This window comes from Sphingomonas sp. PL-96 (assembly GCF_020707215.1).
Lineage (GTDB): Bacteria > Pseudomonadota > Alphaproteobacteria > Sphingomonadales > Sphingomonadaceae > Sphingomonas.
On sequence record NZ_JAJFET010000001.1, the window covers coordinates 99506 to 111867 of the forward strand.

General features: G+C 69.8%; 9 protein-coding genes. 2 read left to right on the forward strand and 7 right to left on the reverse strand.

Annotated elements, in window-relative coordinates; genetic code table 11:
- The first annotated feature begins 55 nt into the window (after positions 1–55).
- Positions 56–970, forward strand: coding sequence for a LysR substrate-binding domain-containing protein (locus LK533_RS00475; protein WP_229360599.1), 915 nt, complete (start codon positions 56–58; stop codon positions 968–970).
- A gap of 6 nt (positions 971–976) precedes the next feature.
- Here the strand turns inward: LK533_RS00475 and LK533_RS00480 are convergent, their stop codons facing one another.
- The 4 genes from LK533_RS00480 to LK533_RS00495 all read right to left on the reverse strand — a co-directional run bounded on the left by LK533_RS00480 (position 977) and on the right by LK533_RS00495 (position 5367).
- Positions 977–2221, reverse strand: coding sequence for an acyltransferase family protein (locus LK533_RS00480; protein ID WP_229360601.1), 1245 nt, complete (start codon positions 2219–2221; stop codon positions 977–979).
- Positions 2221–2781 (reverse strand): polysaccharide biosynthesis/export family protein, encoded by a 561-nt coding sequence (locus LK533_RS00485; RefSeq protein WP_229360602.1) that lies wholly within the window; start codon positions 2779–2781, stop codon positions 2221–2223. Before LK533_RS00485 ends, LK533_RS00480 begins: the two co-directional genes overlap by 1 nt.
- A gap of 88 nt (positions 2782–2869) precedes the next feature.
- Positions 2870–4075 carry a glycosyltransferase gene (locus LK533_RS00490; protein WP_229360604.1) on the reverse strand — a complete coding sequence of 402 codons (1206 nt, stop codon included), beginning with the start codon at positions 4073–4075 and terminating at the stop codon, positions 2870–2872.
- Positions 4072–5367, reverse strand: a complete 1296-nt coding sequence (locus tag LK533_RS00495; RefSeq protein WP_229360606.1) for a glycosyltransferase — start codon at positions 5365–5367, stop codon at positions 4072–4074. The genes LK533_RS00490 and LK533_RS00495 overlap by 4 nt, the downstream gene beginning before the upstream one ends.
- A gap of 130 nt (positions 5368–5497) precedes the next feature.
- Here LK533_RS00495 and LK533_RS00500 point away from each other — a divergent pair, with 130 nt between their 5' ends.
- Positions 5498–6427: a glycosyl hydrolase gene (locus tag LK533_RS00500; RefSeq protein ID WP_229360607.1), complete on the forward strand. Its 930-nt coding sequence runs from the start codon at positions 5498–5500 to the stop codon at positions 6425–6427.
- On the opposite strand, the gene LK533_RS00505 is transcribed toward LK533_RS00500, so the two are convergent.
- The 3 genes from LK533_RS00505 to LK533_RS00515 form a co-directional block, all read right to left on the reverse strand.
- Positions 6404–7093, reverse strand: coding sequence for a 4'-phosphopantetheinyl transferase family protein (locus LK533_RS00505; protein WP_229360608.1), 690 nt, complete (start codon positions 7091–7093; stop codon positions 6404–6406). The genes LK533_RS00500 and LK533_RS00505 overlap by 24 nt on opposite strands.
- A complete protein-coding gene (locus LK533_RS00510) occupies positions 7090–10971 on the reverse strand; it encodes a non-ribosomal peptide synthetase (RefSeq protein WP_229360609.1) in 3882 nt (1293 codons plus the stop codon). Before LK533_RS00510 ends, LK533_RS00505 begins: the two co-directional genes overlap by 4 nt.
- 85 nt (positions 10972–11056) lie before the next feature.
- Positions 11057–12304 (reverse strand): AMP-binding protein, encoded by a 1248-nt coding sequence (locus LK533_RS00515; protein WP_324255247.1) that lies wholly within the window; start codon positions 12302–12304, stop codon positions 11057–11059.
- Positions 12305–12362: the final 58 nt, after the last annotated feature.

The window sequence follows — 12362 nt, forward strand, 5'->3', positions numbered from 1 at the left end:
CAGGCGAATCTAGGCGGGCGGCGTGCTAGCGCAACCGCAAAGGAGTCATGTGCTGATGCCAGACGGGAATGAAGGCGGGCGCCGGCTGCTGCCGCCCATGGCCGCGCTCAACAGCTTTGCGGCGGCAGCCCGGCTTGGCGGCTTTTCCCGCGCCGGCAAGGCGGTGGGGCTGACGCAGAGCGCGGTCAGCCGCCAGATCGCGCTGCTGGAGGATTGGGTGCAGGCGCCGTTGTTCGACCGGGTGGGCCGGCGGGTGACGCTGAACGCGCAAGGGCGTGCCTATGCGGCCGAAGTCGCGCCGGCGCTCGACCGCATCCGCCGGGCGACGGCGCGAGTCGCGGGCGGGCGGCCGACCAACACGCTCGACATCGCGACGCTGCCGAGCTTCGGCATGCGCTGGCTGGCGCCGCGGTTGCCGCGACTGACCGCGCGCCATCCGGAGCTGGTGGTGAACCTGGCCGCGCGCACCGATCCACTGGGGATGGCAGACGAGCGGTTCGATGCGGCGATCGACTTCGGCCGGCCGGAGTGGCCGGGCATGGCGCACGACCTGCTGTTCCGGGAGGCGGCCATTCCCGTGTGTGCACCCGCCTGGCTGGCACAGAACCCGATCCGTGCGCCGGAGGATTTCCTGGGCAGGCCGCTGCTGTTCCAGAGCTCGCGCCGGGGCGCCTGGGACCAGTGGCTGCGGGTAGCAGGCGTCGAGGCGCCGCCGGTGCCGGCGGGGCCCAGCTTCGAGCACTTCCTGATGCTGGCGCAGGCGGCGGCGGCAGGCGCGGGGGCGGCGTTGGTGCCGAGCTTCCTGATCGGTCCGGAGCTGGAAAGCGGCAGCCTGGTGTCTCCGCTCGAAATCCCGCTCACCAGCGACGACGCCTATTATCTGGTGCGCGCGCAAGGGGCGGAGAGCCCTGCGCTGGCGCGTTTCCGGGAGTGGATCGTGGAGGAAGCGCGAGGGGGCGGCGCGCCGTGACGGGCGCTATGCTCCCTGTGCGCCCTGGGGCACGGCGAGCGTGGCTGGCGTGCTCAGGATCGGGGCTTGCGGGGAGACGAGCGGGCGAGTGGGGCGTCCAGCCCACGGCCACCGGGGCGTGATGCGCTGATCGAGCAGGTCGAGCCTGGGTTTGAGCCAGGCGCGAGCCAGCGGTTCGATGCGCATGGCGACGATCCAGGAGAGGGCGGCCACTGCCAGCACCGAAACCAGCAGCGCGAGCGCAGGCGGCACGCCGGCCGCAAGCTGCCAGGTGCTGAGCGGAACGCCGAACGGAAGGTGGAGGAGGTAGACCGGATAGGTCATCAGCCCAAGCGCCCGCACCGCCGCCGCGCGTGGCCCGAGCAGTGCGTGCGCGGCGGCATTCCATCGGAGCGAAGCGGCGATGCATGCGAGCGCGACGGCAAACGTCAGCAGGGCGGGCGTGGCGCTCATCGGCACGCTTGCCCAGGCCGCGGCGTGGCGGGCTTCGTTGCGGATCTGCACCAGGCAGGCGCCGACGAACAGCGCGAGTGCGAGGAGGCGGCGGGAACTCGCACCCTTTTCGCGCAGGATCCAGACCAGCACGCCGACCGCAAAGAAGCAGCCGTGCTGGAGCAGCAGCTGCTTGGGCAGGCGATGGATGGCGAGGCGCGTAACGACCTCTCCGGCCGCGCCGGAAGGCGCCATGAGCACTGCAGCCCAGAGCGCGAGCGACAGGCCGCCGAGCACGAGCACGACGCGTTCGAGCCGGTCGAACCGGTTGCGGCACAGGACCAGGAAGATCAGCGCGTAGAACAGGATCTCGATCGGCAGTGTCCAATAGCTCCCCGCCACCCAGGGGCCGGTCGGAAAGACGACCAGCGACAGGAGGTAGCGCTGCACCGTCTCGCCAAGCGGCATGCCGGCGAGCAGGAGGGCAAACAGCGAGAGGGTCGCGCAGATCCAGATGCCGGGAACGAGCCGGAGGATGCGGCTGCGCACAAAGGCCGAGGGGCTGCGGCCGTTGGCGGTGTAGGCGATCACGAAGCCGCTGATCACAAAGAAGATCTGCACACCGACCCAGCCCGTGTCGACATAGGGCGTCCAGCCCATATAGGCCAGGAACGGCGCCGCGGCCGCCGTGCCCCGCTGGTGGGGATCGGCCCATTGCAGATAGGTCAGGTGGTAGACCGTGACGAGCAGCGCGGCCGCGAGCCGCAGCAGATCGAGGCCGACGCCCTGCGTCGGCGTAGCCCGTCCAGGCGTGCGCATCAGAAGATCTTCTCGCGGATCCGGATGGTGTCGCCCGGCTGGATGCGGGTCGCCGCGGTAACCTCGACCTTGGTCTCCTCGGTCTCGCCCGCACGCGTGATCATGACCTTGCGCTGGTTGGCGCGGTAGGTGAAGCCCTGGGCGGTCGCGACTGCGCTGTAGAGGGTGAGGCCGGGGGTATAGGGGTACATCCCCGGCTTGGTGACCTCTCCCAGGATATAGAAGGGGCGAAACGCGATCACTTCGGCCGAGACCTTGGGATCGTTGAGCAGGCCGTTGCCGAGCCGGTGTTCGAGGTCGGCGCGCAGCTGCGGCACGGTCTTGCCGCTGGCCGGATAGTCGCCGATCAGCGGGAAGGAGATGATGCCGAGTTCGGAGACCTGATACTCGCCGGTCATTCCCTCTTCGTCATAGACCGAGATGCGCAGCTTGTCCCCGGAACCCAGCCGATAATCGGGGGTAACGGCGGAGCTTGCGCCAGCGGGCGCAGCAAGCTGCGCAGCACCAGGGCTGGCAGCGAGAAGGAGTGCGATTGCCAGTCCGGCCCACCTCGTGCGCATGCCCATATTCCCGTGCGTTGATGGCTCAGCCGATCATGGCGCCGCAGCGGGTGGGCGTCACGTCGGCGTGATTACCGATGCCCCCGCATCATCGGTAAGCCCCGGCGGACGTGCGAAGCGGGACGGCGATCGGGGGCGCCGGCGCGATGGCCAGGTCGACGGGCGGGCGCGCGGCGGGCGTGCTCCAGGTCTGGTAGGTCCGGCCGCGCCACGCATCGACCATGCCGAGTCCGGTCGCCCAGAATTGCCGCAGCGCCTCCCGCGCCGTGCGGACCGGGGCGAGCGGCAGGCGGGCAGCCAGGATGCATGCTGCTCCAACGATGGCGACCAGCGGGAGCCCGAGTGCCAGTCCCAGGTATGCGATGGCGGCAAGGCCGGCAAACAGCAGCGAGGCGAGCGCGAGCCAGATGCCGTACCAGCGGATCAGCTTGTGTGAGGCGTATTTGGCGATGTCCAGCCAGGACATGGACAGGAGCTGCCCGCGCAGGTGGCGGTGGGTGCGATAGGCGCGGCAGGCGATGCGGCGGCGGCGGCGGAACTCGTCCGCGCCTTCCAAAACGGCGGTTTCATAGGCGTGGACGTCGGGCGCGCTCACCAGCCGCAGGCCGCGCAGCACGACCGTCATCGACACGATGAAGTCGTCGAGCAGGTCGGCGGGCACGTCGGGATAGAGGAGGCGTCGGGTGGCGAAGATCGAGCCGTCGGCGCCTATGGTCGAGCCGCTGGCGGATTCGCGTGCCTTGATCCGCTCCTCCAGCCGCCAATAGGCCGAGGAGGTGACGGTCGCCTCGCTCGCATCCGGGTTGGTGTAGTGGAGTGTGCCGCAGATGCCGCCGACCTCCGGGTCGGAGAAATAGGCCAGCAGCCGGGGCACGCAGCGCGGCTCCAGCAGGACGTTGGCATCGGTAAAGATCAGGATGTCGGTGTCCGAGGCGGCGACGAGGCGGCGCATGCCCGTCGCCTTGCCCACGCGTTCGCCCACGGTATCCACCTCCACCAGATCGGACGCGGCGCGCAGCAACGCCAGCGTGTCGTCGCTGCTCTGGTCGACGAAGCAGCGAAAGCGCATCGTCGGCCAGACGTCCCGGATCGCGCGCAGGTTGGCGAGCTTCGCCGGGATCGAGGCGGCTTCGTTATAGGCGCAGAACAGCAGCGTAGCGGTGGGCGCACGCCGCGCGCGCAGCCGGAGTGGTCGGCGCGGCGCGAGGCCGAGCGCGAGCGGATAGAGGGTGTAGGGGAACAGGAACAGCATGCCGGTCACGGCTGCCGCGGCCAGCAGCGCCAGCGGGATCATGCCAGCCCCCCGCCCAGCACCGGAGCCTCCAGCCGAGTCGCCGCCATCGACGCTGCTGCCGGCATCGCCATTCGCTGCCGCCGGTGCTCGTGGAATGCCTCGACGATGTCGGCGCCGCGGGTGCGCCAGTCGAAGCGGCCGTCGCAGGCGGCAAAGGCGTTTTCCTGCAGGCGGTTGAGCCGATCGACGTCGTGGACCAGCCGTATGCAGGTCTGCGTCAGGGAGGCGAGGTCCGGCGCCTCCACGAAGTCGATGCCGGGACGGAGCGGCAAGCCGTCGATCGCGCCGGCGATCCCCGCCATCGGCAGGCGCGAGAAGATGTAGCTGGTCAGCCGCACCTTGACCCCGCGCCCGACCGTGTCTGGCACTACGCCCAGCCGCGCGCCCTGCAGATGCGCGTCGAGATCCTCGACAAAGCCGGAGAAGTGGATCGAGGGGTGCCGCCGCGTGAGGGCCGCGCGGAACTCCGGATCGATGTTGCCGACCACGTCCATTTCGATGCCGGCTTCCGCCATCGGCCCTGCGCAGGCATCGAGCCAGTCGCGTAGGATGTTGCGCTTGTGGATCGGGCCGCGCCCGCCCAGCAGCGCGATGCGCAACGGAGTGTCCGCGGTGATGCGCCGCACCGGACGCCGCGTGCCGTCGTAGCCGGGCAGGGTCGTGATATAGCGTCGTGCGCCGACATTGGCCTCGAACAGGCTGCGCTCGTGCGGGTTGATCAGGCTGACGATATCGGCGCAGCGCACGACATCGTCTTCCCAGCGGCCGACCTTCCAGCCATCGAGCCGCATCGCGACCGTCCGAAGCGGATTGCCACCGGCATAGCTTGCGTATTTCTCGGTCCGGGTGGTGCGCTCATGCTCGTGCGAGAGGTAGAGGAGGCAGGCGTCCGGATGGGCGTCGCGCCAGGCAGCGAGCTGCGGCAGCGCGTGAACGGAGGCGATGTGGTCCAGCACCACCGCGTCGAACGGCTCGCGCAGCAGCTCGGCCAGCGCCTGGTGATAGGCAGGGGTCGCGTTGCGCCACATGATGTTGGGCATGCCGGTGAACAGCGACAGCGCCTGCGGCCGGCGCGACTGGGGCACCAGCCGCCAGCGTACGCCGTTCTCCTCGAGAATGCCCACCGGCCTTTCGCCGTTGGTGGTGGCGAGCACGGTCAGGTCGCAGGCGTGGCTGAGCGATTCCAGGACGCCGCGGGAATAGGCGATCTCTCCCCCGAACACCGGGCGATAGGGGTAGACGCGCGTCACATAGAGGACGCGCATCGACGACAGCCTGAACCCGCCCCGCATCCCACCGCTCCTCAAACCCCTTGTCTGCAGCCACCATGGCGGAGCGCCGGAACGCCTCCTAGTCGGCCCGATTACCGATGCGCGGGCCCGCAGGCTTGGCCATGGTGCCAAAAACCGACGGGAGACGAGGATGTCGCTGGGGAAGATCGGCGTCGCGCTTGCGATACTTGTTGCCACCGCCGGCGTCGCGCTGCGCGTGCCGCCGGGGGAGGGCGAAACCGCGCTGGTGGTGCATGTCGGCAATGACCCCGCGGAACTGCGGCAGTTCGAGCACTGGCTGGGCTGCCCGGTGGACGGGGTGGCGGTCCATACCGGGCAGGCCGACTGGGCCGACTGGTCGGGGTCGGTCGGGTTCCAGCTGAACCGCTGGCGGGGCACGCAGCGGCGGCTCTACTGGACGATCCCGCTGATCCCGCTGGGGGCCTCGCTGGCGGAGGCGGGCCGGGGCCGGTACGCCCCCCGCTATGTGCGAGCGGCGCGCGAGATCCTGGCCGGCACGCCAGGGGACGCGACCATCCCGATCCGGACCGGATGGGAGTTCAACGCCGACTTCTTCCCCTGGGCGTCGCGGGGGCGCGAGCGCGAATATATCGCCGCCTTTCGCGGGTTCGTCGCCGCGTTCCGCTCGGTGTCGCCGCGTTTCCGCTTCGAATGGGTGCCCAACATCGGCGGGGAAGAGGATCCGGCGCATTCCTATCCCGGCGATGATGTCGTCGACGTGATCGGGATCGACGCCTATTACGACACGCGCTGGCTGCCGCAGGATGCGCGGCTGGCGTGGGTGTACAACCTCGAGCGGCCCTATGGCTTCCGCTGGCTCGAGACGTTCGCGGCGGCGCATGACAAGCCGACCGCCTATGCCGAATGGGGGGTGATGGCACCCGGGGCCGGACCCTATGTCGCAGAGGTAGCCGCCTGGTTCGACCACACCCGGCCGCTCTATCAAGGCTATTGGAATTCGGACTCGACGTTTCAGGGCAAGCTGAGCGGCAGTGCGCTCAAGCCCGCGGGGGCGGCGTATCGCAGCGCCTTTGCCTCATGCCGCAAGGCCGAAGCCTAGCATCGTCACGTCCGGGCAGTGCTGCAGGCGCCAGTCGGTGCCGCGCGCAACCACCGCCGCAGCGAAGCCGGCCAGCGGGCTCCAGCTCTCGGACGCCCAGTCGACCCTGCCCCAGCGGGTGGCAGGGCCCGCACGGCGGGTGGTTTCGAAGCTGGCCATGTCGACGATCATGCCGGTGCCGATGGCCTTCAGAAAGGCTTCCTTGCGCGTCCAGCAGTCGTAGAACAGGCGCGGGCGAAGCGGGAGAGGGACGGTGCGCAGCATGCGGCGTTCGGCCGGACCCAGGCAGAGTTCTGCGACGGCATCCACGTCGACATCGCCGCGGACCTCCTCTACGTCGCAGCCGACCGGGCGATCGGTGCTGAAGGCAGCGATCATCACGCCGCCACGCGAGGACTGGCTGACGTGGATACCGCTGCCGGGCACCTGCGGCCGGCCGAGCGGATCGCGGGCGAGCGCGATCTCCCGTGCCGGTCGCCGCAGCAACCGCGCGAGATTGGCCCGCATCGCCGCCCGCCGCGCAAGGAAGCGGCGCGCATCGGCAGGGTTGCGCCGGCGCGCCGCCTCCTCGCGTTCCCCCGCAGTGGTAAGGGCGGTCAGCACCTCCGGCAGCACCGCATCCAGGTCGACGCGGACCAGCTCCACCGTCGCCGCTGCGGCCATCATGCGGTCGCCCGCTCCGCCGTCCGGCGGCGCACGTGCTGGATATGGGCGGCGATGCGCCGTCCCAGCGTGGCGACATGCGGGGTATCGAGCACCGACACATGGCCGCCCGGCACGTCCTCTACGCGCAGATCGGCGACCAGGTCGCGCCAGCCGGGCGCATAGTCGATCTTGCCCTCGCGCGGCTGGAACAGCGTCATCCTGCCGGCAAAGGGGACCGGATCATAGTCCTTCACAAGGCGCATGAAGCGGTCGTTGAGGTCGAGCAGCTCGCCCGTCTCGGTCCGGGCAGGGATGTGCCGCCGCCGGAAGCGCGATGCGTAGCCGCGCAGCGTCTCCATGGCGAACGGCATCTTGCACCCGATCGGCAGGGTGGCGAGCTGTGCGACCTGGTGGCGCACGCGTGCGGCGGCGGTGCGATAGCGCGCCGGATTGGACGTATCGAGCAGCACCAGCAGCGACACCTCCGCACCGCGCCGCTCCAGCTCGGCAGCCACTGCGTAGGCGAGGATGCCGCCATTGCACCAGCCGCCGAGCATGAAGGGTTCGGCGTAGGGATGCGCCTGGATGCGGGCCGCAACGTCGCGGGCGATGTCGAGCACCGTCACGTCGCCGCGCAAGCCGTCGTAGCGGTCGAGGTCGATGGGCAGGCCAACGATCGCCTGGCCGGTGCCGACCGCCGCCGCCATCGCGCGGTAATAGCCGGGCCTGAGGTTGGGCACCGCATCAATCCAGAACAGCGGCGGCCCGACCCCGTCCTGGATCATCACCGTGTCGGGAACGCCGCCGGGCACCTCTCCCCGTTCGAGCATCGCCGCCATGGTGCGGATCGTCGGCGCGCGCAGCAGGGTGGAGATCGGCAGCCGCTGGCCGAATTCCGCGGCGATCCGCCCCATCATGCGCGCGGCAAGCAGCGAGTGGCCGCCCAGTTCCTGGAAGTCGTCGGTGACGCCGATGTCGGGAACCGACAGGATTTCGGACCAAATGGCGGCGAGCCGAAGCTCTGCCTCGCCCTGCGGCGCCTCGTGCAGCCGCGGTTCGCGTGCCTGCGGCTCGACCGCCGGAAGCGCCTTGCGATCGACCTTGCCGCTGGTGGACAGCGGCATCCGAGCGATGGGGGCAAACTGCGCCGGGATCATGTAGGAAGGCAGGATCTGGCGCAGATGGTCGCGCAGATCCGCCGCAGTCGGCGCTGCGCCAGCGCGCGGCACGTAAAAGGCGGCGAGGCCGACTTGACCGGCCTGGTCGAAGGTCTTGACCGCGGCCAGCGCGACGCCCGGATGCGCGGCCAGCGCCGACTCCACGTCACCCAGGTCGATGCGGAAGCCGCGCACCTTCACCTGGCCGTCGCGGCGGCCGAGCCACTCGCAGCGGCCGTCCCGACGCAGGAGCGCGATGTCGCCGGTGCGGTAGAACCGTTCACCCCCGACGCTGTCGAGCCGGGTGAAGGTTCGGGCCGTGAGTGCCGGATCGCGATAGCCGCGCGCCAGACCATCGCCGCCGATCAGCAGATGGCCGGCGGTGTTGGGCGGCTGCGGGCGGCCGGCGTCGTCGAGCACCAGCATGCGCGTGTTGTCGATCGGCCGGCCGATGGTGATGCGGTCGGCACCGACCTTTTCGATACTCGACCAGACGGTGGTCTCGGTCGGGCCGTACATGTTCCACAATGTCATGCCGGCGGCCAGGATCCGGTCGGCAAGGTCGCGAGGCAGCGCCTCTCCCCCGCACAGGATCTTGAGGCCGGGCTGGCCGGTCCAGCCTGCGGAGAACAGCGCCCGCCAGGTGGCCGGCGTCCCCTGCATCACCGTGCAGCCGCTCCGCGCGACGGCATCCGCCTGCAGCAGCGGATCGCGCGATTCGGCGCTGGTTGCCACCACCACGGTGCCGCCGGCGACCAGCGGCAGGAACAGCTCCAGGATGGAGATGTCGAAGGTGGGCGTGGTGATCGCGAACAGCACGTCATCCGGACTGAAGCCGGGCGCGCGGCGCATCGATTCCAGCAGGTTCACGACCGAGCGATGGGCGATTTCCACCCCCTTGGGCACGCCCGTCGATCCGGACGTGTAGATCACATAGGCGAGGTCGTCCGGGTCTGGCTCTGCAACGGTGACGCCGCGGCCGGAGGCGGGGTGGATGGCGGGCAGGTCGTCGCAGGTGAGCACGGGGATGCCCCAGCCGGGCAGCACGCCGCCGCTCGACCGGTTGGTGATCACCATCACCGGCAGGGCATCCTCGACGATCGCGTCGAGCCGCGAGGCGGGGAAGGACGGGTCGAGCGGCAGATAGGCGGCACCGGCCTGCATGATTGCAAGCGGCGCGGCGACGGTGTCCGCCGAGCGCGTCATGCACACGGCGACCAGATCTCCCTTGCCGACCCCGGCGAGGCGCAGGTGAGTGGTGAGTTCGTCGACGCGCTTCCACAGTTCCGCATGCGTCCAGCTGGTGCCGGCACAGCGGACGGCAGGGTGCGCGGGCCGCGCCCAGCTGGCCTGGCGGGCATGTTCCGGAAGCGCGCGCTCCGGGACTGGCCGTGTTTCCCCTTCCGCGATCCGGAGCATGGTGGCGGACTCGGTCGCGTCCATCATCGGCAGGTCGATGAGGCGGGTCTCCGGTGCAGTCGCCGCAGCGCGCATCAGCCGCTGCCAGTGCCGGGCCATGGCGGTGATCGTCTCCGCATCGAACAGGTCGGTTCCGTACATCATCCGCACGCACAGCCCGTCGCCGGTGTCGGTGATCTCCGTGTACAGATCGTATTTGGCGGTGCGCGGGGGCACCTGCAGCGCGATCAGATCCCAGCCCTCCAGCTCGCGCGAGCGGGGCGGGTCGAGCGTGAACATCACCTGGAAGATCGGCGCGATCCCGGTTTCGCTGCGGATGCCGAGCGACTGAAGGAGCTGGCCGAAGGGCAGCTCGCTGTTCTCGATCGCGCCGATCACCACGTCGCGGACCTGGTGGAGATAGTCGCGGAACGACAGATCGGGCGCGGGGCGGCTACGCAGCGCCATGCTGTTGATGCAATAGCCCATCATCCGCTGGGTCTCGGGCCGGCGGCGGGTGTCGGCGACGCCGCCGACGATGAGGTCGTCCTGGCCCGAATAGCGGTGAAGCAGCGTGCAGAAGGTGGCGAGCACCGTCATGTAGAGGGTGACGCCCTGCGCGCGGCTGAGCTCCTGAAGCGCCGCCAGCAGGTCCTGCGGCACCTGGAACGTCTCCATCGCGCCGCTTGCCGATGAATCGGGCGAGCGCGGACGATCGGCCGGCAATTGCAGGATCGGCGGATCGTTGCCCAGCGTACGGCGCCAATAGTCGATCTGCCCGTCCCAGGCGCGCTGGCGCGGCGCCTCGCGCTGCCAGACGGCATAGTCGCCATATTGGGCAGCAGGTTCCGGCAGGCTGGGCGGCCGCTCCTCCATGAACGCATCGTGGAGCGCGGCGAGCTCCGGCATCATCACGCGGGTGATCGAGATACCGTCGAAGATGAGATGGTGGAGGACGAGGTAGAGCCGGTGGTCGTCCTCGGCCAGTTTGGCGACGCGGCCACGGAACAGGGGCCCGTGGACCAGATCGAACGGCCTCCAGGCATCGACCTCCGCGAGGGCCAGAGCTTCGCGCTCGCGATCCTCCATGCGCGTGATGCCGGTCAGATCCACCGTGGCGAAATGAAAGGGCATTTCGTCATGAATGACCTGGACGGGTCCGCCATCCTCTTCGGCGAAGGTGGTGCGCCATGCCTCGTGCCGGCGCACCATCTCCTCGAAGCAGGCCTGGAATGCCTGCAGGCTGGACCGACCCTTGCGCAGGATGGTGAACGGTTCATTGTACAGCGGCGTGCCGGGGAAGCGCGCGACGTGCAGCCAGACATGGCGCTGCTCTTCCGTCATCGGTGTCGCCGCCCCGGGGGGGCGCGGCGCGATCGGCGGGGTACGCGCAGGACGCGGGCGGGGGGGCGCGAGGACGGTCGCCATGTCAGCAGACCTCCGGCTGGATGCTGCGTCGAATGGCGCCGCCCGGAAGCGCACGCCCGCGATGGCCGGTGCGGAAGATCATGCCCGCCGGATCCCTGCCGAAGGGATCGGGGACGAACCGTTCGGCGGTGAGGTGCGGGCGGTTGCGGTAGCCGTGGCCGACGCCGGCCCCAGCGATCCACAACTCGCCTTCCTGCCCCAGCGGCACCCGCTGGCCGTCTTCATCCAGGATGTGGATGGCGGCGCCCGCGATGGGGCGGCCGATATGGGGTGAGCCGGGGCGCTCGTTGCGGTGGACCAGGTGCGCGGCGCTGACCAGCGTGCACTCGTCCTGTCCCCAGGTGGCAAGGATGCGAAAGGATGGAGATGCGGGATAGCGCCTCGCGCGTTCGGCGTCCGTCATCACCAGGCGCAGGCGCGCCTCCCGGCCGAGCGGTGCCTGGGCAAGCGCGTCGATCGCGTCTTCGCCGGCGATCATGGCAGTGATCGCCTCCGCCTCCAGCCAGGCGCGGATCGCGACCGGGCTCGCCGCGATGGCGTCGTCCATCACCACCAGGGTCGCACCGGCGGCGAGGCAGGGCCACACCTCCAGCATCGCCGCCGAGCTCCCCGGCTCTGCCATGTGACAGACGCGGTCGCGCGGGCCGATGCCGCACGATGCCTGCAGCCAGTCGGCGAGCAGCAGCACATTGGCGTGTGTGATTTCCGCGCCGCAGCTCGCCCCGCCGGCGCAGGTCGCCGACGCAAGCCATGCGACGCTCGCCGGACGGGAGCCGGATGCGGTAGCCGGCAGGTCGCGAATGCGCGTGGGAAGGGCGGGGTCAATCGCCAGAACCTCGGCGCCGGCGGCGAGCGAAACGATGGGATCGCGTTCATTTTGGACCACGAGCAGGACGACGCCACAATCCGCCAGCCGGAAGCGCAGCATCTCCAGCGAATCCTGGGGCGACAAGGCGAGGCAGGCCGCACCGATCTTGAGGACGGCGAGGCAGGCGGCGATCTGCTGGACGCCTCGGGGCAGGCACACCGCCACCGTCTTGTCCTGCTCGGCACCGGCGGCGAGCAGGCGTTGGGCGAGCGCCTCCGCCATGCGCTCCAGATTGGCGCGGCTGGTGTTGCCGCCGTTGTGCGACACAGCAATTCGATCGGGTTCGGATGTTGCGTGACTTGCGATGCGACCATCCACGGTCGTATTTCCATCCGCAGCGTGGCGGCTGCCCCGATGTAACATGTAACGTCGCCTCCGCATCCAGAAATGTTTAGTAATGAAACTGCCCCGACAAGGAGGAAATAGCCGTTCAGATTGG

Coding starts and splice junctions, on each gene's coding strand:
- LK533_RS00510 (WP_229360609.1), bottom strand. CDS start 10,971: ATGACGGAAGAGCAGCGCCATGTCTGGCTGCACGTCGCGCGCTTCCCC.
- LK533_RS00505 (WP_229360608.1), bottom strand. CDS start 7,093: ATGATGGCCGCAGCGGCGACGGTGGAGCTGGTCCGCGTCGACCTGGAT.
- LK533_RS00515 (WP_324255247.1), bottom strand. CDS start 12,304: ATGCGGAGGCGACGTTACATGTTACATCGGGGCAGCCGCCACGCTGCG.
- LK533_RS00495 (WP_229360606.1), bottom strand. CDS start 5,367: ATGCGGGGCGGGTTCAGGCTGTCGTCGATGCGCGTCCTCTATGTGACG.
- LK533_RS00475 (WP_229360599.1), top strand. CDS start 56: ATGCCAGACGGGAATGAAGGCGGGCGCCGGCTGCTGCCGCCCATGGCC.
- LK533_RS00490 (WP_229360604.1), bottom strand. CDS start 4,075: ATGATCCCGCTGGCGCTGCTGGCCGCGGCAGCCGTGACCGGCATGCTG.
- LK533_RS00500 (WP_229360607.1), top strand. CDS start 5,498: ATGTCGCTGGGGAAGATCGGCGTCGCGCTTGCGATACTTGTTGCCACC.
- LK533_RS00485 (WP_229360602.1), bottom strand. CDS start 2,781: ATGCGCACGAGGTGGGCCGGACTGGCAATCGCACTCCTTCTCGCTGCC.
- LK533_RS00480 (WP_229360601.1), bottom strand. CDS start 2,221: ATGCGCACGCCTGGACGGGCTACGCCGACGCAGGGCGTCGGCCTCGAT.